The sequence below is a fragment of the Halorientalis regularis genome (assembly GCF_023698535.1).
GTDB lineage: Archaea > Halobacteriota > Halobacteria > Halobacteriales > Haloarculaceae > Halorientalis > Halorientalis regularis.
Window position 1 is genome coordinate 13,692 of record NZ_JALJCL010000024.1, and the last position, 18,391, is coordinate 32,082.

Annotated in this window: 24 protein-coding genes and 2 pseudogenes; 19 read left to right on the plus strand and 7 right to left on the minus strand. The window is 68.0% G+C overall.

Annotated elements, in window-relative coordinates:
• Positions 1–40: 40 nt before the first annotated feature.
• Positions 41–847 carry a winged helix-turn-helix domain-containing protein gene (locus MU521_RS20365; RefSeq protein ID WP_175452960.1) on the minus strand — a complete coding sequence of 269 codons (807 nt, stop codon included), beginning with the start codon at positions 845–847 and terminating at the stop codon, positions 41–43.
• Between the two features lie 222 nt (positions 848–1,069).
• Between MU521_RS20365 and MU521_RS20370 the strand changes: the two genes are divergently transcribed.
• The 11 genes from MU521_RS20370 to MU521_RS20420 all read left to right on the plus strand — a co-directional run bounded on the left by MU521_RS20370 (position 1,070) and on the right by MU521_RS20420 (position 10,487).
• Positions 1,070–1,492 (plus strand): HalOD1 output domain-containing protein, encoded by a 423-nt coding sequence (locus MU521_RS20370; RefSeq protein ID WP_092695578.1) that lies wholly within the window; start codon positions 1,070–1,072, stop codon positions 1,490–1,492.
• A gap of 368 nt (positions 1,493–1,860) precedes the next feature.
• On the plus strand, positions 1,861–2,520 hold the full coding sequence (locus tag MU521_RS20375) for an HAD family hydrolase (RefSeq protein ID WP_092695576.1): 660 nt from the start codon (positions 1,861–1,863) through the stop codon (positions 2,518–2,520).
• A 16-nt stretch (positions 2,521–2,536) separates the two neighbouring features.
• Positions 2,537–3,445 carry an adenosylcobinamide-phosphate synthase CbiB gene (cbiB, locus tag MU521_RS20380; RefSeq protein ID WP_092695574.1) on the plus strand — a complete coding sequence of 303 codons (909 nt, stop codon included), beginning with the start codon at positions 2,537–2,539 and terminating at the stop codon, positions 3,443–3,445.
• 133 nt (positions 3,446–3,578) lie between these two features.
• A complete protein-coding gene (gene cobS, locus MU521_RS20385) occupies positions 3,579–4,331 on the plus strand; it encodes an adenosylcobinamide-GDP ribazoletransferase (RefSeq protein WP_092695602.1) in 753 nt (250 codons plus the stop codon).
• The gene (locus tag MU521_RS20390; RefSeq protein ID WP_092695604.1) at positions 4,331–4,906 is read left to right on the plus strand and encodes an NTP transferase domain-containing protein; all 576 of its coding nucleotides are present in this window, start codon (positions 4,331–4,333) and stop codon (positions 4,904–4,906) included. Before cobS ends, MU521_RS20390 begins: the two co-directional genes overlap by 1 nt.
• 36 nt (positions 4,907–4,942) lie before the next feature.
• Positions 4,943–5,992, plus strand: a complete 1,050-nt coding sequence (locus MU521_RS20395) for a threonine-phosphate decarboxylase (RefSeq protein WP_092695572.1) — start codon at positions 4,943–4,945, stop codon at positions 5,990–5,992.
• Positions 5,989–6,699, plus strand: coding sequence for an adenosylcobinamide amidohydrolase (locus MU521_RS20400; RefSeq protein ID WP_092695570.1), 711 nt, complete (start codon positions 5,989–5,991; stop codon positions 6,697–6,699). The genes MU521_RS20395 and MU521_RS20400 overlap by 4 nt, the downstream gene beginning before the upstream one ends.
• A gap of 27 nt (positions 6,700–6,726) precedes the next feature.
• Positions 6,727–7,389, plus strand: a complete 663-nt coding sequence (locus MU521_RS20405; protein ID WP_092695569.1) for a cob(I)yrinic acid a,c-diamide adenosyltransferase — start codon at positions 6,727–6,729, stop codon at positions 7,387–7,389.
• A gap of 165 nt (positions 7,390–7,554) precedes the next feature.
• Positions 7,555–9,120, plus strand: a complete 1,566-nt coding sequence (locus tag MU521_RS20410) for a cobyric acid synthase (protein ID WP_092695567.1) — start codon at positions 7,555–7,557, stop codon at positions 9,118–9,120.
• A 33-nt stretch (positions 9,121–9,153) separates the two neighbouring features.
• Positions 9,154–9,924, plus strand: a complete 771-nt coding sequence (locus MU521_RS20415; RefSeq protein WP_092695565.1) for a nucleotide-binding protein — start codon at positions 9,154–9,156, stop codon at positions 9,922–9,924.
• Positions 9,921–10,487 carry a DUF8054 family protein gene (locus tag MU521_RS20420; RefSeq protein WP_092695563.1) on the plus strand — a complete coding sequence of 189 codons (567 nt, stop codon included), beginning with the start codon at positions 9,921–9,923 and terminating at the stop codon, positions 10,485–10,487. The genes MU521_RS20415 and MU521_RS20420 overlap by 4 nt, the downstream gene beginning before the upstream one ends.
• A gap of 197 nt (positions 10,488–10,684) precedes the next feature.
• Here the strand turns inward: MU521_RS20420 and MU521_RS20425 are convergent, their stop codons facing one another.
• Positions 10,685–10,921 (minus strand): helix-turn-helix domain-containing protein, encoded by a 237-nt coding sequence (locus tag MU521_RS20425; protein ID WP_092695561.1) that lies wholly within the window; start codon positions 10,919–10,921, stop codon positions 10,685–10,687.
• Positions 10,922–11,027: 106 nt separating this feature from the next.
• On the opposite strand from MU521_RS20425, the gene MU521_RS20430 reads away from it, so the two are divergent.
• The 3 genes from MU521_RS20430 to MU521_RS20440 all read left to right on the plus strand — a co-directional run bounded on the left by MU521_RS20430 (position 11,028) and on the right by MU521_RS20440 (position 13,759).
• Positions 11,028–12,119, plus strand: a complete 1,092-nt coding sequence (locus MU521_RS20430) for a serine hydrolase domain-containing protein (protein WP_092695560.1) — start codon at positions 11,028–11,030, stop codon at positions 12,117–12,119.
• A 94-nt stretch (positions 12,120–12,213) separates the two neighbouring features.
• On the plus strand, positions 12,214–12,603 hold the full coding sequence (gene tnpA, locus MU521_RS20435; protein WP_250864828.1) for an IS200/IS605 family transposase: 390 nt from the start codon (positions 12,214–12,216) through the stop codon (positions 12,601–12,603).
• Position 12,604: 1 nt separating this feature from the next.
• Entirely contained in the window at positions 12,605–13,759 is a 1,155-nt protein-coding gene (locus MU521_RS20440; RefSeq protein WP_250864829.1) for a transposase, read from the plus strand.
• A gap of 105 nt (positions 13,760–13,864) precedes the next feature.
• Here MU521_RS20440 and MU521_RS20445 read toward each other — a convergent pair whose 3' ends face one another.
• Both MU521_RS20445 and MU521_RS20450 read right to left on the minus strand, forming a co-directional pair.
• Positions 13,865–14,053 (minus strand): hypothetical protein, encoded by a 189-nt coding sequence (locus MU521_RS20445; protein WP_092695791.1) that lies wholly within the window; start codon positions 14,051–14,053, stop codon positions 13,865–13,867.
• 78 nt (positions 14,054–14,131) lie between these two features.
• Positions 14,132–14,287 carry a DUF7837 family putative zinc-binding protein gene (locus tag MU521_RS20450; RefSeq protein ID WP_175452973.1) on the minus strand — a complete coding sequence of 52 codons (156 nt, stop codon included), beginning with the start codon at positions 14,285–14,287 and terminating at the stop codon, positions 14,132–14,134.
• A gap of 167 nt (positions 14,288–14,454) precedes the next feature.
• Here MU521_RS20450 and MU521_RS20455 point away from each other — a divergent pair, with 167 nt between their 5' ends.
• The 3 genes from MU521_RS20455 (at position 14,455) to MU521_RS20465 (ending at position 15,585) form a co-directional block, all read left to right on the plus strand.
• Positions 14,455–14,700, plus strand: a complete 246-nt coding sequence (locus MU521_RS20455) for a hypothetical protein (RefSeq protein ID WP_092695789.1) — start codon at positions 14,455–14,457, stop codon at positions 14,698–14,700.
• A 110-nt stretch (positions 14,701–14,810) separates the two neighbouring features.
• Positions 14,811–15,113 carry a hypothetical protein gene (locus MU521_RS20460; RefSeq protein WP_092695787.1) on the plus strand — a complete coding sequence of 101 codons (303 nt, stop codon included), beginning with the start codon at positions 14,811–14,813 and terminating at the stop codon, positions 15,111–15,113.
• Between the two features lie 43 nt (positions 15,114–15,156).
• Positions 15,157–15,585 carry a DUF7975 family protein gene (locus MU521_RS20465; protein WP_092695785.1) on the plus strand — a complete coding sequence of 143 codons (429 nt, stop codon included), beginning with the start codon at positions 15,157–15,159 and terminating at the stop codon, positions 15,583–15,585.
• A 22-nt stretch (positions 15,586–15,607) separates the two neighbouring features.
• On the opposite strand, the gene MU521_RS20470 is transcribed toward MU521_RS20465, so the two are convergent.
• Entirely contained in the window at positions 15,608–15,838 is a 231-nt protein-coding gene (locus MU521_RS20470) for a hypothetical protein (RefSeq protein ID WP_092695783.1), read from the minus strand.
• A gap of 64 nt (positions 15,839–15,902) precedes the next feature.
• Positions 15,903–16,463 (minus strand): class I SAM-dependent methyltransferase, encoded by a 561-nt coding sequence (locus MU521_RS20475; protein ID WP_092695781.1) that lies wholly within the window; start codon positions 16,461–16,463, stop codon positions 15,903–15,905.
• Between the two features lie 189 nt (positions 16,464–16,652).
• On the opposite strand from MU521_RS20475, the pseudogene MU521_RS20480 reads away from it, so the two are divergent.
• A pseudogene (locus MU521_RS20480) lies at positions 16,653–16,979 on the plus strand (rhodanese-like domain-containing protein); the annotation flags it as partial.
• Positions 16,980–17,074: 95 nt separating this feature from the next.
• Here MU521_RS20480 and MU521_RS20485 read toward each other — a convergent pair.
• A complete protein-coding gene (locus MU521_RS20485; RefSeq protein WP_092695777.1) occupies positions 17,075–17,419 on the minus strand; it encodes a hypothetical protein in 345 nt (114 codons plus the stop codon).
• A 330-nt stretch (positions 17,420–17,749) separates the two neighbouring features.
• Here MU521_RS20485 and MU521_RS20490 point away from each other — a divergent pair.
• Positions 17,750–18,280 (plus strand): annotated as a pseudogene (locus MU521_RS20490) (nuclease/transposase family protein); the annotation flags it as partial.
• Positions 18,281–18,391 lie beyond the last annotated feature (111 nt).

Below are 18,391 nucleotides of genomic sequence, written 5' to 3' on the forward strand. Positions count from 1 at the left end.
CAACCGACGCGATTTGAGCAGCGAACGGGAGCGAGTGAGTTCAAATCGGGGCGAGCGGATACTTCTCGCGGTGCTCACTCCAGGAGCGCCTGCAGAATCCGGAGTTCCTCGTCTTCCGAAATCGTCTCGGCGTCCATACAGGCGTGAACGACCTTGTGGACGAGGTCCGGATCGTCGAACGCTGACGCTTCGCCGTCGTCGCGGGCTGCTTCGAGGGCCGCGACCGTTTCTGGAGGGCGTCGAGGGTGTCTTCGATGTCGGCCCTCACGGGAGTCTGCTCGTCGGCCCCTGCTTCGGGCGGTGCCGTCTCACGCGTGTCCGTCGCGGGTGTCTCGGTCGCGGAGCCGCCGTCCGTCGTCACGCTGGGCGCTGGCGGGTCGTCGAAGACGGCGTCGACGAACGACTCGCGTTCGCTCCACTCGAAGCCCTCGATCCCGTTCACGCGCTTGTTCACGGTCGCGCGCGACACGCCCACGCGCTCGCCGGTCTCTTCCTGTGTCGCCGTCGGTTCGGCCGCGACGACCGCGAGCACCTCTCCCTGTTTCTCCGAGAGATCGCTCGGCTCGGGGTAGCCGTCGGACACCGTGTCAGTGGTCGACTCGCCCGTCGTCGAGTCGTCTATCGTCTCGGTCGCCCCGTCGTCCGTCTCGTCACTGCCGCCGTCGGCCGTGTCGGTCTCCTCGTCGGTCGACGCGTCCGACGGGGCCGCCTCGGCGGCGGGATCACCGTATTCCTCGAAGACGTGTTCGACCAGATCCGGTGTCGCGCTCGGGACCATCGACGCGAGATCGTCGACCGACGCGTCGGGATTCTGCCGCGCGACGTCTAGGATTCGCCTGTGCCGCATCGAACTTGGGAGTGACCCACCCGTGTTCTCCGTTCCCATCCGTATGTTCGCTGCAGTTCTTCTGACATGATAACTTTTCTCCGAGTAGCAATTTTCGCCATCCGTGCCGTCGGGCGGTGGCGGTGTCTGATCGAAGAACGACATGTTAAATAGGCCGGTTGCTAACCTGAAAACGAGAGAATTCTGTCGTCGCGTGGCGCTCCAGAACCAGCTAGATTCGCTATGACAGCCCCTGACGACAGAGAGGCCACGTCCGATGCGGAGACCGGAACGTATCGGATCTCCCACGACCCGACGACGCAGAACCCGAGCATCCCCATCCTCGAAGCCGTCGCTACGGTCAGCGACGCCGAACCCACGGCGCTCGATCCGCTCGACGAGTACGCCGATCCGGACGCACTCGGTCACGTGCTCGGACCGACGACCGAGCAGTCGGGAGTCCACGGCTCGCTCTCTTTCAATTCCGAGGAGCTCCTCGTCGTCGTCCACAGCGACGGCGAGATCGAACTCCGGGAACAGGTCCGAACTACGCGCGCTCCTCGGGTGGCCGGCCACCGCTGTCCAGCCACTCCGTCGACCGGATATCGTAGCCGCCACAGTTCGGACAGACCTGCGGTTGTCGCTCGAACGTCGCGTGACAGGTGAGACACTCGTACTGGGAGCCCTCCGACTGCTCGCGGGACAGGTACTTCTTCAACCGCAGTAGCGTACCCATCCGGATCACCTCGCGTCCCACGAGGGGTGTGTGCCAGACCGCACTGTCGTCGCGGGGGTGGGGAAATATCGACCTCGGGCCTCAGTCATATCACGGGATGACGGACCTCGCATTCTTGAATGCACCCGACCGTTCAACCGGGGGACGGCGCGGGTATCCCGGCAGTTTGCGGCCCCGGCTACAGATACCGAACCCGAGAGGGTTCTCGGCGACGTTCGTGCCGGTCGGTCGTCACTTCGTCAGTGGTCGTCGCCGGATGACCGCGCCGTTTTTGTGAGTGCCGCGGGTGGATTCGCGCGTGGCAGTTTCGTTCGATCTCTTCGGGACGCTGGTCGACGTCGACCGATCCCCGGACCCGGCGGCAGCGGTCGCGACGGCGCTGTCAGACAGGGGCGTCGCCGTGCCCGACGACTGGGCGAGCGCCTACCGGGAGCGTCACATCGACGCGCCCGACGGCGCGTCGGTCCCGCTCCCGGCCCACGTCAGCGCCGCCCTCGCCAGCCGCGGCGTCGACGCGCCCGGGACGGCCATCAGACGCGCCGTCGTCGCGGCCTTCGACCCCGAGGTCGAGACCCGGGACGGCGCGGCCGCGGCCGTCCGTGCAGCCGCAGCCCACGGTCCGGTCGGCGTCCTCTCGAACTGCAGCGTTCCCCATCTGGTCTCGCGCGTCCTCACGCGCTCGACCGTGGATCGGGACCTGCTGGACGCTACGGTCACGAGCATCGGCTGTGGCTGGCGCAAGCCCGACCGCCGGGCCTTCACGGCGGCGGTGACGGCGCTGGACGTGCCCCTCGACGACCTCTGGCACGTCGGCGACGACCCGCGGACGGACGGGCGGGTTCTCGACCGCGAGTCGTCGGCCGACACGCCCGACGCGGCGGGCCCGAACCACGTTCTCCTGGAGGACGTGTCTCTCCGCAAATTCCCCGAATACATGGAGGGTCGGGCGTGGGACTGACGGGGGTGAGCGGGCCGTGTTGAGCGCCGGCGCCGTCGGGCTGGCGCTCGCCCTGGACGCCGCGGTCGCCGAACTCCCGACGCCCGTCCATCCGGTCGCCTGGTTCGGCCGCGCGGTCGGGCCGCTGGACCGGGACTGGCCCGCGCCGCGGCTGGTCGGACTCCTCGGTGTACTGGCGCTCCCGCTGGCCGCAGGCGCGCTCGTCTGGGCCGTCGTCGCGCCCGCGACGGCGCTCGACCCGCTCGCAGGTGCGGCCGTCGCGGGACTGGTGCTGTTCGTCACCACGAGCCTGCGCCGGTTGCTGTCTGCCGTCAGAGACGTGAGCGAGGCGACCGAACGCGACCTGGAGGCCGCCCGCGAGAAACTGCGCGCGCTTGCGGGTCGTGACGCGTCGGCGCTGTCGGCCGGCCAGCTCCGGAGCGCGGCCGTCGAGAGCGCCGCCGAGAACCTCGCCGACGGGCTCGTCGCACCGCTCGCGGCCTTCGCCCTCGGCGCACAGCTCTCCCCGGCGGTCGGCGCGGCCGCGGCCGCCTGGGTGAAGGCGGTCAACACGATGGACTCGATGCTGGGGTATCGCTCGAAACCCGTCGGGTGGGGGCCGGCGCGACTCGACGACGCGGTGATGTGGGTCCCCGCCCGCGCGAGTGCGCTATTGCTCGCGGCCGCGGCGGGCGCACCGACCGCGACGCGCCGCGCGTCGCGCTGGGTCGACTCGGTCCCCTCGCCGAACTCGGGCTGGCCGATGGGAGCGCTCGCGGCAGCCCTCGACGTGCGGCTCGAAAAACCGGACGTGTACGTCCTCAACGCCGACGCGCACCTGCCCACGGTCGCGGACGCCCGGGCGGCCGTCCGGACCGTCGCCGTCGCGGGCGGCCTCGCGTACGCGCTCACGGCCGCGCTCGTCTTCCTGCCGGAGGTGCGCTGACGTGTCCGACGACAGTGTGACGCGTGACGACACGTCCGACGACACCGCGTCCGACGCGTCACACGGCGACCCGTCGGCGGGGACGGAAGCGACAGTCGAGCCGGCCGACCCGCGCGGCTCGCTCTCCACCCGAATCGTCGACGCCGTCCGTGGCTCGCTGGGTTTTCTCACGCGGTTCCCGGTCGGCACCGACCGGCGGGCCTGGGACGCCTTCCGGCGGACGCCCGCGGCGTTCGTCCCGGTCGGCTACCTCGTCGGCGCGCTCGCCGCCGTCCCCGTCCTCCTCCCGCTCCCGACCGCGACGGCGGCCGTCCTCTTTCCGCTCGGACTGGTCGCGCTCACGGGGATCAACCACGCCGACGGCGTGGCGGACGTTGGGGACGCCGCCGTCGTCCACGGCGGCGAGGACCCCGTCGCGGCCCGCCGACGGGTCCTGAAAGACAGCGCGGTCGGTGTCGGCGGGACGCTCGCGCTCGCCCTGCTGGTAGCGGCGCTGGTCGCCGCCGGGGCTGCGCTCGCTGGCCTGCCGGCGTTCCCCGCACTCGCGGTTGTCGTCGCCGCGGCGGTCAGCGCGAAACTCGGGATGGCCATGGTCGCGTGTCTCGGGACCGCGCCGGCCGACGGACTCGGCGCACAGCTCACTCGTGTCTCCGGCCGCCGAGATCTGCTCGTCCCCGTCACGCTGGCGCTGCCCGCCGGGGTCCTGACCCTGCCGTCGCCGGCCGCGGGCGTCGCGCTCGGTGCCGGGGTCCTCACGACGCTCGTGTGCTGGCGCTGGGCGGACGCGCGGCTCGGCGGGGTCAACGGCGACGTGTTCGGCGCGGCCAACGAACTCGCGCGCGTCGTCGCGCTCCACGCGGGGGTGATCGCGTGGACGCTCTCCTGATGTGTGGCGGCCGGGGAACCCGGCTCGACGCACCGGTCGAGAAACCCATGTACCGGGTGGCCGGACGGCCCATGGTCGACCGCGTTCACGACGCGCTGGCCGGGAGCGACGTCGAGTCGGTCGTCGCGGCAGTGTCGCCGCAGACGCCAGAGACGGCGGCCCACCTCCGCGAGCGCGGCGTCGACGTCGTCGAGACGCCCGGCGAGGGCTACGTCGCCGACCTGGACGCGGCGCTCTCGACGCTCGCCCGCCCGGCCGTGACCTGCGTGGCCGACCTCCCCTTGCTCTCGTCCGCGCTGGTCGACGAGGCCTGCGAGGCCTACCGAGGGTCCTCGGCGGACTCGCTGACCGTCGCGGTTCCTGCGGACCTGAAACGACGACTGGGAATGAGCGTCGACACGACCTTCGACGAGCAGGGTCGAGAACTCGCGCCGACGGGGCTGAACGTCGTGGGTGACGGTGAGGGGGCGGTGTGGGTTACGTCGGCGGCGCGGCTGGCGGTCAACGTCAACCGCCGGGGCGACGGGGCCGTGGCGGGGTGGTTGGCTGCACGGCTCGCTCAGCCGAACGAATGAAAAGTATATTTCGACCGGAGACACTGGGTACTGGCGATGGATCCCGACGCGGTAGACTCTCTGCTCTCGGGCGGATCCGACGACGACCCGGTCGCGGACGATGCGCGGGTCCCGCACGGGAGTTCGGACGACCGGCAGGTGCTCGATTTCAGCGCCAACACCAACCCGCGGTATCCCGAGGCCGTCCCGCGGATCTACGAGACCGCGCTCCCGACCGCACGCGAGTACCCCGCCGACGACTACTCGGCGTTCCGCGTGCCCGCCGGCAAGTACGTCGGCTGTGAGCCCGAATCCGTGATTCCGACCGCGGGCGGACTCGCGGCCATCCGACTCGCCATGGGCACGGTGGTCCACTCCGGCGAGTCGGTCCTCGTCCCCGCGCCGTCGTTCAGCGAGTACGCCCGCGAGGTCCGCCTCCAGGGCGGCGAACCCGAGTTCGTCCCCCACGACGAACTGCTCTCCGCCGACCCGGCCGACCACGCGATGGTCGCAGCCTGTAACCCGAACAATCCCACGGGCGAGGCTTACGATCCCGCCCGCATCCGCGAGTACGCCGACCGCTGTCGCCGGGCGGACACCGTCTTGCTCGTCGACGAGGCGTTCCTCGATTTCACCGAGGACCCCTCGCTCGCGGGAACCGAGGGCGTGATCGTCGCCCGCTCGCTCACCAAGATGTTCGGCCTCCCCGGCCTTCGCGCCGGGTTCGCGGTCGCGACGGGCCAGCTCCGCGAACGGCTCGCGGCCGCGCGGCTCACCTGGTCGCTGTCCGAACCCGCCGCCGCCGTCGGTGCCTACTGCATGCGACAGACCGAATTCGTCGCCGAGACGCGCCAGCGGATCGCCCGCGAACGCCCCCGGATGGCCGCGCGACTGGGCGACCGTTTCGACGTGTTCGAGTCGGACGCCCCCTTCCTCCTCTGTGACGCCGGGTCGAGCGAGACCGTCGACGCGGCCATCGCCGCGGCCCGCGACCACGACATCGCGATCCGGGACGCCCGGACCTTCCGCGGGCTGGACTCGCACTTCCGGGTGGCCGTGCGGATGCCCGCCGAGAACGACCGCCTGCTCGCCGCGCTCGGTGTATGAACACGATCGTTGCCGACGGCGTCCTCCGGGTCTCGGGCCCGGACCGCTGGCTCGCCACGGGACCTGGCGGAGGCCTTCGAACTGCACCGGTCGCATACAATATCTCCGTCCCCGAGGGATTCGACCGAACCGATCTCGATAGCTACGTTACCGAGCGCCGCGAGCGGGCCGGCTTCGAGCGTGAGGGACCTGCCCTGCTGACCGGCGTCGGCCTCGAACACGCCCGCGGTGCCCGCGCCGAGCCCGTAACCGTCGTCGCCACGGCGGGACTCTCGAACCCCGCGGCGCTCCCGATGAACCCGGACGTGAGCGATGACGGGGCCGAAGCCGAGGCCGCCGACCGCGAACCCGGGACGGTCAACCTGCTCGTGGGGACGACCCGAGCGCTCGACCGCGGCGCGCTCGCGACCCTGCTCGCGACCGCGGTCGAGGCCAAGACCGCGACCCTCCAGTCCCTGACGGGCTTTACCGGCACCACCTCCGACGCCGTGGTGGTGGGTTGCCACCGGGACGGCGAACCAGCCGACTTCGCGGGCAGCGGGACGCCCGTCGGCGCGGCGACGCGGGCCTGCGTCCGCGACGCCGTCCGGGCGAGTCTCGACTCACGATACACCGACCGCGCGATTCCCGGCAGCGTGACCGACGCCGACCACGGCGTCCGGACCGGCGAGCGAGCCACCGTGTTCGAGCCGACGGACCGGGAGTGATACAGTCCTCGCGCCCGGAGGACGGGTATGACAGACACGAGAGACGCGACCGACGATCCGCTCGGCCCCAGCGAGATCGAAGCGAGCGCGCCCGAGGAGTTCGGCCTCGTACAGGTCTGGTGGGGCGACGGCAAGGGCAAGACCACCGCGGCGCTCGGGATGGCGTTCCGGGCCGCCGGCCACGGCTACCGCGTCCACGTCCTCCAGTTCATGAAAGGTGGGACCGGGACTGTCGAGGACGTGCGCGGCGAGTACAACGCCATGGCCGCGATGCCGGGCCTCTCCTACGAGAACGCCGGCCACTACGGCTGGCACGGGTTCATGGACGGCAGCGACGACGACGAACACGACGCCCGCGCGAAGGGCGCACTCGCACGGGCCCGGGAGTTGATCGAGGCGGCTGGTGAGGCCGACCTCGACGAACCGGTCGCGCTCGACGGCGACCCCGCGGCGGGCGTCCACATGCTCGTTCTCGACGAAGTGCTGTACGCCGCAAACCGAGGCCTGATCGACCCCGAGGACGTGATCGGCCTGATCGAGGACAAACCCGAGAATCTGGAACTCGTCCTGACCGGCGGCCACGACCGCCCCGAGTACGTCACGGAGCGCGCCGACCTGGTCACCGAAGTCGGGAAGGAGCGCCATCCCATCGAGGCGGGTCAGGGGGCGCGGAAGGGAACGGAGTTCTAAAAACCGACGGACGGCTGTCTGACGCGCGGCGAACACCACCACAAGACACATTATTCACCCCTTCCCCTCCAGTGTCGTGGCGGACGGGCGCGACACGCGCTCCCCACCACAGTCACACGCTCCTGCGGTCGAATCGGTTTAGTCGTTCGCCCCCTACCGACGGGTGTGAGCGAGGCCAGGACCATCCTCGTCGCCGGCACCGCCAGCCACGTCGGCAAGAGCACCGTCGCCGCCGGACTCTGTCGACTCCTCGCCGACCGCGGCGTCGACGTGGCTCCGTTCAAGGCCCAGAACATGAGCAACAACGCTCGCGCGGTGGCCGACCCCGACGGCGCGACCGGCGAGATCGGCGTCTCCCAGTACGTCCAGGCCCGGGCCGCGCGCGTCCCGGCGACGACGGACCACAACCCCGTCCTCCTGAAGCCCCGCGGCGACGGCGAGTCCCAGTTGATCCTGCAGGGCGAGGCCGTCGCCCACTACAGCGCCGGCGAGTACTACGACGACCACTGGGACGGCGCGCTCGCGGCCGCCCGCGAGTCACACGCTCGACTCGCGGCCGACCACGACGTGATCGTCGCCGAAGGTGCAGGCTCCATCGCCGAACCGAACCTCCGGGACCGGGATCTGGCAAACGTCGAGACGGCCCGGTTCGCCTCCGCCGACATACTCCTCGTCGCGGACATCGAACGCGGCGGCGTGTTCGCTTCCCTCGTGGGCACCATCGAGCTGATCCCCGCGGACCTCCGGGAGCAAGTGGTCGGCGCGGTGATCACGAAGTTCCGTGGCGACCGCTCGCTGCTCGACCCGGGTATCGCCGAGCTCGAGGAGCGGACCGGCGTGCCGATCCTCGGTGTCCTCCCGTACGACGACCCAGGCCTGCCCGAGGAAGACAGCGTGTCGCTCCCGCCAGTCGGCGAGCGGGCCGTCCGTGGCGACGAGGACGGAATTTCCGACGATCAGTCCGTGATCGTCGGGGTCCCACGGCTCCCCCGGGCCTCGAACATGACCGATCTGGAGCCGCTGGCGCGCGAGCCGGGCGTCCGGGTGGCGTACCTGCCACTCGACGCCGCCCTCGCCGACGTGGACGCCGTCGTCCTTCCGGGGACGAAGAACACGGTCGACGACCTGCGCGCGCTCCGTGAGGCCGACTTCGGGGCGGAGTTGGCGGCGTTCGACGGCCCGGTGGTCGGCCTCTGTGGCGGCTACCAGCTCCTCGGCGAGCGGATCACCAACGCGGGCGTCGAGAGCACCGACGACCTCGATTCGCTGGCGGGATTCGGCCTGCTTCCGGTCGAGACGCGGTTCGAGGCCGACAAGCAGGTCGAGCCGGTGACGCGGGAGGTACGCGGCGTCGGCCCGCTCTCGGGAGCCACCGGGACCGTGAGGGGCTACGAGATCCACATGGGGAAGACGCGGCTGATCGGCGAGGCCGAGCGCCCGTTCCCCGGCGACGAGGGGCGCGAGCCCGACGGAGCCGCGACCGAACGGGTGCTGGGAACCTACCTCCACGGCCTGTTCGAGAACCCGACTGCGCGTACGGTGTTCGTCGAGTCGGTGTTCGCGGCCGCGGATCGGGACCGACCGAGCGGGGGGGAGAGCGCGACTGGGACCGCTGGCACCGCTCCGGGCGGCATCGACGCGGCCGCGGATCGGGCAGCGGCGCTGCTCCGGGACTACGTCGATCTGGACCTGCTCGCGCTCCCTGGGCCCGGTCACGGCGATGGTCCGTAAATTTAAGTGCGAAACCGCGGCCATCCTCGCGTAATGGTCGAGGCGTTCGCGGTCGCGAGCGGGAAAGGGGGGACGGGCAAGACCACCAGCACGCTCGCGCTGGGGATGGCGCTGGCGGAGGAGTACGACGTGACGGTGATCGACGCGGACACGGGCATGGCGAACCTGCTCTTTCACGCCGGGCTCTCGTCGGTCGGCACGACGTTGCACGACGTGCTAGTCGAGGGCGGCGCACCGGTCGAGGACGCCGTCTACGACCGGTTCGGGATGTCCGTCGTCCCCTGCGGGACGAGTCTGGCGGGCTTCGAGGCGGCCGAACCGGAGCGCCTGCGTGACGTGGTTGCCACGCTTGCGGTCGACACCGACGTGATCTTGCTCGACTCGCCGGCGACGCTGGGCTCGAAGTCCGCCGTCCTGCCCATCGTCCTGGCCGACCGGGTCGTGGTCGTCCTCCAGCCCACCATCCCCGCGCTCTCGGACGGCCTCAAAGTTCAGGAGTACGCCCACTCGTACGGCACCGAGACGGCGGGAACGATCTTCAACAAGGTGGCCGACCCCGACGACGTGCAGTCGGTCGCCGAGAAGTCCCGGCGGTACTTCGACGGGCCGACGCTGGCGACCGTACCCGACAGCGACGCGGCCCGGGCGGCCCGCCGCGCCGGTGAGCCCTTGCTCGCGTACGCGCCTGCCGCCGAGGCCGCCGAGGCCTACCGCGGGGCCGCTCGCGATCTCGACGTGCGCTCGGGCGCGGCCGACGACGTGGCCGACCGCTTTCGCAGCGCCGTCATCCCGGAGCCACGATGAAACTCCCCAGCGGTCGGCTGATTCACTCGCGGGTCGTCGACGATCCCGGGTCGGCGCTCGCGGCCGCCCTCGACCGCGAACTCACCGGCTACGCCGTGCTGGAGCCACAGGAGACGCTGCTTCTGGCCGCCGACGCGCGCGGCGTCCTCACCTTCGCCGACGGCGTGCCGGTGCTGGCCTACCACACCGAGACCGACCGGGGCGGCCCACCTGCGCTCGCCGATCTGGCGGTTCCCGGCCCCTACCGGCTGGAACTCGTCTCGCTCCCGGCGGATGTCCTCGCCGATCTCCACGACACGCCCGCCCTCCGCGTGCCGCCCGGGATGCCCGCCGAGCGGCTCGCGGGCGACCACGACCTCGCGACCCGGACGCGTACCCGCGCCCCCGACGACCGCGTTCGCGAGGCACCGGGCGGTGAGTCCGACGGCGACGACCCGGCACAGCAGAGCGCCGTCGAGGCCTTCCTCGAGGACGAGGGGAAGATCGAGGCGATCCGCGAGCAGGCCCGCGAGGAAGCCCGGGAACGTGCGGCCGAGTGGGATCTCGACGACGTGTGTGAGTGAGCGTGCCGTACCGTACAAACAATTAATACGTTTCGTATCGTTTGTCCTCTCGTATGGCGACACGCCAACACTCGATGGCCTACCACTCGTGTGGCTGCGGTGAGCAGTTCGACACCACGGAAGAACTGCTGGAGCACGCCCGGAGTGACCACGGACTCTGGGTACACTGAGACGGGCGCCGACGCCGATACCAGCCGTTAACTGTCGACGTGAACCGGAATCCACCAGACGCGACTCCGACCACCGACCTTCTTGCTCGTCACGTCGGTCTTCTCCGAGAGCTCGTGGAGCTTGTTCAGTGCCGTCCGGCGCGAACAGCCGAGTCGGTCGGCGATCTCCGTCGCCGTCAGTGGCTCCGCGTAGTCCCCGCGCGAGGTGAACACGTCGAGCACGTCCGATTCGGTGTACTCAGTCTCACGGCCTGCGTCGGGCATGTGTGGGGCCACTCCGCCGGGGAACTTATTTCCTTCGTGGAAATGTATGCCCCCTCGCCCGTCTCCGGGGAAACGGTCAATACCAACCGATACGATAATAGATGCCATGCCACGGCTCACGGACGACGACGAGCGTCGACTGCGGGCGGTCTTCGACCGACACCTATCGGTCGGACTGCACGATGGTGCACAGCTTGCGGTGTACGTCGACGGTGACCTCGCAGTCGACTTCGCCGGTGGGACGGATCCTGACGGGCAGGAGACGACACCGACCCGACGACACGTCCTGTTTTCCTGCACGAAACCGTACGTCGGCGTCGCACTTCACCGGCTGGTCGAGGACGGTGTGTTGGACTACGACGACCGCGTCGTCGATCACTGGCCCGAGTTCGCCGAGGCCGGGAGCGAGAAAGCGGCGATCACCGTTCGGCACGTACTTAGCCACCAGTCAGGCATCCCATTCGGTGAGTTCGACGAACGGCCGGATCTCTGGGGCGACTGGGACGAAGTCGTCAGGGCGATGGAGAAGATCGATCCGGTCTTTCCACCGGGCGAGCGGGCCGCCTATCACTCGCTCAACTACGGATGGCTGGTCGGCGAACTGATTCGCCGCGTCAGCGGTGACCCGGTCGCCGAGTTCGTCGAAACGGAGCTTTTCGAACCGCTGGGGATGACCGACACGAGCATCGGTCTCCGTGACGGCGAGGCCCCGGATTCGGTCGCAACGCTGTCGGGATTTTCCGCCTTCGACCGCTGTCGAGATCCGGCGGAAGGGCTCGGTGACCCGCCAGCCGAGGCGGCCGCCGCATTCAACGACCCGGCTATCAGACGGGCGGTGGTGCCCGCAGCGACCGGGATGGGGACGGCCCGGGATATGGCGCGATTCTACGCGACCATCGCGAACGGCGGCGAACTCGACGGGACGCGTATCCTCGACGGCGCGACGGTCGAGGACGCGCTGGCAGTGCAGGCCGAGACCGAAGACGACGGCACGCTCGGGCGACCGATGCGGTACGCACTGGGGTTCTGGAAGGGTGGCCACCCGGCAGACATGTTCGGGACGATCAGCGACGAGCGACTGTTCGGACACGCCGGTCTCGGGAGCGTCTTTGGCTGGGGTGATCCCGACACCGGCGTCGGCTTCGCGTACGTTACAGCGGTAGCGAGGCGAAAGCCCACCCGTTCACGGGTGGGATGAAGCCGACAACTGGGAATCTTTCCACGCTCGTAGGCACGGTTGGGGTTGGATGCCTGCGTAACATCTTCAGGTGAGTGGTTTCTATATACTGACGATGCCTCGTGGGTTCGACAGGGAACGTACCACCGTCCACAAACTCCAGTACCACTTCATCTGGTGTCCGAAGTACCGCAAATCGGTGCTTGAGGGCGAAGTACGTGACCGTCTCGAAGAACTCATCGAGGAGAAAGCCAACGAACTCGGGTTAGAGATACTGAAGTTGGCGATTCGCCCCGACCACGTACACCTGTTCATCACGGGCGACCCGACGCTCGCCCCGAACAAAATCATGCAACAGGTCAAAGGCTACTCTTCGCGCCACCTCCGCGACGAGTTCGACTTCGGCCTCCCATCGCTGTGGACGCGCTCGTACTTCGTCTCAAGTGCGGGCGACGTATCCAGCGAAGTCATCGAAGAGTACATCGACGCCCAAGCAGGTGAGTAGTATGCAACGGACCGTCTCAACCACGGTGCGGGTCAAACTCCACTCGCTGACCAACAGGAAAGCCGACCTGCTCGCCCGTGAGTACGAGGCGTTCCAGACGGCTGTCCACGGCGGAGACGCCGACCTGTACTCTGCGACGGACCAGCAGGCGTCGAAAGTCCAGCGACAGAAAGACCCGAACCCCGACACCGAACAACCCGTCGTCCTCCGCAACGACGTGTTCGACGTGTCCTACGACGAGGACACCGTTCTCTCGTCGTGGTGGGTCAAAATCCCTGTCTACGACCCCGAGCGTGGACGGGGCAAATCCATCTGGTGTCCCGCCCACGTTCCGCATAAGGACGAACAACTCGTCCGAACGGGCGACATTCGGGACAGCGAACTGGTGCGCCGTGACGGTGACTGGTACGTCCATCTCGTCGTCAAGCGGTCTGTGACCGTCCAAGACGAGTACGACGACGTATTGGCTATCGACATGGGCGCACGGTGGGTCGCTACCTGCGCGTTCCTCTCTGATCGTAAAACCACCTTCTACGGCGAGAAAGTGCGCCGTATCCGCGAACACTACAAGCAACTGCGGAAGTCCATCGGGAAAGCGAAACCCCGACAGGGACAGCAGGTGGTCGAGCGTATCGGTGACGCGGAAGCGCGGAAGGTGGACGACCGCCTCCACAAGATTGCTCGGCAAATCGTGGAGGACGCCGAAGAACGGAACGCACTCATCGTCGTGGGCGACCTCGGCGGGATTCGCAAGGACAACGACAAGGGACGGTACGTCAACGACAAGACCCACAAGATGCCGTTCGCTCGCCTGCTCAACTACATCGAGTACAAAGCCCACGACGCAGGCATCGGCGTGCAATTGGTCGAAGAGTACGATACGTCGAAGACGTGCAACCGCTGTGCTTGCGAGGGCATCCGTGAGACGCAGGGGCGCTTTGAGTGTCCCGAGTGTGGGCTGGACGACAACGCCGACAAGAACGGTGCGCTGAATATTGGCAAACGAGCCTTGGGCAAGTTCTCGAAACCGCTGTCCGAGGCGGGGGCCGTACTGGCACGGCCCGAAACGCAGGTCATCGTCCCACGCGACGACGAACCTGCGAACCTCTCCGTATCCGTGGGTTCAACCCCCAGTGGGGGAACCCCACGGCTTTAGCCGTGGGAGGATGTCAGTAACGGTATCCGCGAGGAATCCTACGAGCACGCCGCTCGCGTGAACGCCATGACCGACGCCGTTCGGACCGTACTCCGGGAGTGAGTGTCAGGACCGGCGGTCGGTCGCGGAGCCGTCCCGTCGGTGACTGAGTTTCTCCCCGACGATACCCGGAACCGACGTTCCACAGTACGTACAGGACCACGACCGGCCGGCTGTCCCGTCCTGCCGGTCGAGTTCGTCGACGGACTGGAGCAGTGCACCGCAACCGCCACACCGATGTGCGGGTGAACTCACGGCTACTCGCTAGTAGGACGGCCCCCGATATGAACGTCCCCGTCGTATCGGTCGCCCGACGGGAGCGCGTGACCTCGCTCACGCGGGCCGGACCGGCGTCTCGCAGTCCGGACACGCCGCGTACCGCGCGTGTCCGTCGCCCCGCTCGTACCGGATGAGCAGGTTGCGCGACGGGATCGACGTGCCACAGCGGGGGCAGTTGCCGAGAGACTCGTGGGTGGCGGGTCGTGACATCGAAAGGAGCGTGTGACAGGGGAGGGCTGGTCGCCCTCTACGTACCAATACTAACTGGAGGATTATGTACCCGAGCCACGCGGAGTGAAAGTGAAACTGCCGGACGTGATTGGCGTCGTCTCGAACGATAATTATCCTGAAACGTATCGGTTTCGAGTGGCCCGACCGTGTGCGCCGGACGTGTTCCGACCGGTTCCCGCTCGCCACGACCTGGCTGGCGACCGGTCACACCCGCCCGCGCGGTTGTTCCCGACTGCATCCGCTCGCTCTCGTTTCCGGTCCGGTCGAATCCGGACGACACCGGCGACCACTCCGACGACCTACCGGAGTTTGACTTCGACGTGGACGGTGATCCGTCCGAATCCGATTTCGACGTGGACGAGGAGCCACCGCAGTTCTCGTTTCCGGACTGATCGCGGATGCAGGGTCGACGCCGACCGAGGCGCTCCTGCATCTCGCCTACAGGCGCGGGTGAAGATGTTCGGGACCGGGACTTTGCCGGGGCGGATCGAACGGATCGGTGATGGACCGGACCGCGGAGTTGCGCCAGCTGGCAGCCGACCTCCGCGAGCGCGAGGTGGTCGCGGACGCCTGGCTCGCCAAGAGTTTCACCGACCGCCTGTTCGTCGTGGACCTGACGACCGACGCCGGCGTCCCCGAGGATATCCGCGGGCGCCTGCACGAACACGACCTGTACGGGGCCAACGACGTGTACGACACCGGCGAGGGCGACGAATCGTTCGCGGGCGCGGTCGGCGACGCGACCCGACACCAGTTCGTCGACGTGCAGACGCGGGGCGACCACCAATCGTACGTGGTGGAATAGGTCGGCCGCCTGCACTTTTGCCGCTGGCCGACGAAGACCGCCCGTGACACGGTTCGACGCCGACACACCGGCGGAGCGACGCGAACTGTTCGCCAACGCCGTCGCGGCACACCGCGAGCGCGGCAGCCCCTTCATCACTATCGAACCGGAGCCGACGCCAGCCGAGGCAGCGGCCGACGAGGAGGACCTGCCCGAGGACGCGCCGGAACACACGATTCCCTGGATCCAACTCGCCGAGGACACCGTGAACCTCGACTGCACGGACGCGGAACTGGAGCGGTTGACGAATCTCCTCGACGAGTACCCCGAGTTCCGGATCGACGAGCTGACGAGTCCGGACGACGCGCAGGGCACGAACGTCCGGATCACGGCCCGTGCCGACCCGGATCGACTGGGGGGCTTCTTCGACCGCGTGTTTCGATCCGTCTACGGCCGCGACGAGGACTACCGGGCCTGGGTCGTGGAGATCTGAGCGCGACAGCAGTGGTCGACGGTCACCGCTCGTCGGCGATGTCCTCGCCGGTCAGGTGATACAGGAACTGAAACAGCGAGAGGACGGCGAGCCCGAGGAGGGCACCGCTCAACAGACCGAAGGGGATTCCCGCGGCCCTGAGCGGAGCGACCAGGTGATCCCGCGCGGCCAGCGACAACACGAACGCGAGCACCGACACCGCACCCACTGCGTTCCAGGTCCGCCAGTGTGTCGGCGACGGGATGGCTGGCATCACCCGTGATTTCGCCGGCCAGTCCGATAGTGTTTTCCGGCGAACCGCGCCGAACCGGTCGCGGTCAGCGCCGCGTGGCGACGACGAGGAGCGTCTCCGGTCGCGTCGCCTGAAGCTCGATCTCGAACCCGGCGGCTTCGAGCGCCGTGGCCGCGTCGTCCGCGGTGAACCGCTCGGCCAGCGGTGGGCCGTCCTCGCCGGTCCCGTCGGCCGACCAGTCGGCCACGACGAGGGGCCCACCGGACGCGAGAACCCGCCCGATTTCGGCGAGCGCGTCGTCCGTGGCGAACTCGTGGTAGGTCATCGTCGAGACGGCCGCGTCGAGTTCGCCGTCGTCGAACGGCAAATCCTCGATTCCGGAGGTCACGAGGTCGACGTTCGCCGGCACACCCTTCTCGCGGTAGTGGCCGTGCATCGCGTCCTGGATGTCGACCGCGTACACACGGCCGGCGTGGGGCGCGACATCGTCGGTGTAGAACCCAGTCCCGCTCCCGAGGTCGACCACCGTCTCCGTCCCAGTCAGGTCGAGTCCCCAGAGGAGTTCCTCGCGGGAGACGGAGCGATAGCGCGCCGCAGCGTCTTCGAGTTTCGCCGCCTTCCCCGCGTCGAACGTGTGATGTCCCATTGCTCGTAGTTGTGTGCGTGTCGTGAAATAGCTGCTGGATCCCGCCGGCTCGAATCCGGTGTGGCCTGTCGGTCGCACCACTGGCCTCGAAGGGTGCCGAGAAACCAGACTCGTGCCGCTACTGACCTCGCGCTTCTCGGTTCGGTTCCAACATATTTAAGCCTGAACAGAGCGGTGATATTGAACGATATGAGCAATACCGATATCGAGGCTGTCGAGGTCGCACGTCGACTCGAGACGGACGACGCGGCGGAGCTGTTCGTCCTTGACGTTCGCAAGGAGCGCGACTACGCACAGCGGCGGATCCCCGAGAGTACGAACGTTCCCGTCTACGAGGATTTGCTCCAGTACGACTACTCTGGGCTCGAAAATCACCTGGACGAACTCCCCGAGAACGAGGAGATCGCGGTCGTCTGCAAGGCCGGTGTCACGTCCGCCCGCGCCGCCGAGTTCCTCCGGGCGCAGGGCTTCGAGGCGAAGTCCGTCCGCAACGGGATGCACGCCTGGGGGCGTGTCGACCACGACATGCAGTAGATTCGCCGACCGGACGGCGTGGAACTGGCGTCGCGGATGTCGGCCTCCTGCCGTGTCGAGTGGCCGAGAGCAGGGGATTACTCGGCCGTCGGGGCGTCTGTATCCGCCTCGTGGGATTCGAGTCGTCGTCGGAGTGTCCTGGCCTTCCTGGTCGCGAGAGCGGTCGCGGGTTCCGTCCGGTAGTGCAGGATCGACTCGGCATCGCCGGCCGCGGTCTGTGGCGTGTGGACGACGGCGACGAGCGTGCCGCCGGTCGTCCTGATCTTGGTGCCGACGGGTGTCGCCGTCGCGTGGAGTCCCTTCACGGCGTCGTGGATCGCGTCGAGTGCGCCGTCGCCGTCGACGGTCAGCGCGAGCGTCGCGAACTGCGGGTCGGTGAACGTACGATCTGCGGTCGCTGAAGTCTCGGGTTGGTCGGTCATGGGTGTGCCTCCGTTGCCCCTTTACCTTCGACCCGGACGGAATTAATCGTCCCGGCGCGTCGGGCCCGCGAGTGACACGTAGCGAGCGGAAGCTCACCCCTCCAGGGGTGAGTCTGAGCGACAATACCGCCCGACAGTCAACGAACTACGGCTAATCTGGATGTTCCACGTTTTCAAGACCTTCTTCCAGCACATCGCAGTACGCTTCGGTCAAGTCCATTTCGTTACGCTCGGCGTGGTCTTTCACTCGCCCGTGGATACTCCACGGAATGTCGATGTTTGGCCTCATCGACGGACTTATTAGACCGAGAGACTAAATAGACTATGGTGATGAGGCGAACCAACACGTTCGCGGTGCGTCCGCTCTCTGAGCGGGACGAGCAACTACTCCGCGAGTTGTTGGACGCCTCCGCCAGCCTGTGGAACGAACTAAACTACGAACGTCGCCAGAACTTCTTCGACAGCGAGTCGGTGTGGGATACCGCCGACTACCGGAAACAGTACGTCGACGTGCTCGGGTCTGCTACCGCACAGCAGGTGATTCGGAAGAATAAGTCGGCGTGGCAGTCGTTCTTCGCCGCCCGCGAGAACGGCGAGGACACGGCCCCGCCGGGCTATTGGGGCAACGAGGACGACGGTAGAGAACTCCGCACGTTCATCCGCAACGATCAGTACACGCTGGAAACCGGCGAGCGGTCACGAGTCGAGATTCCGGTCGGCCAAGAACTGAAAGACGAGTACGGCCTGGGATATCACGACCGCCTGCGCCTCGAAGTTGCTGGCGACCCCAAGTGGAACGGCGAACAGGGCCGTCTGGAGATACAGTACGACGAGACTGACGACACGTTCAGGGCCATCCGTCTTTAGCTAAGAGAGAAACCGCGTGACAGCAGCGGCTTATCGAGGCTACTTTTCGAGAGGAATGAGGAGGCGATAGCTGTGTCCAACAGAGCCTCCTCATCGAGAATCATG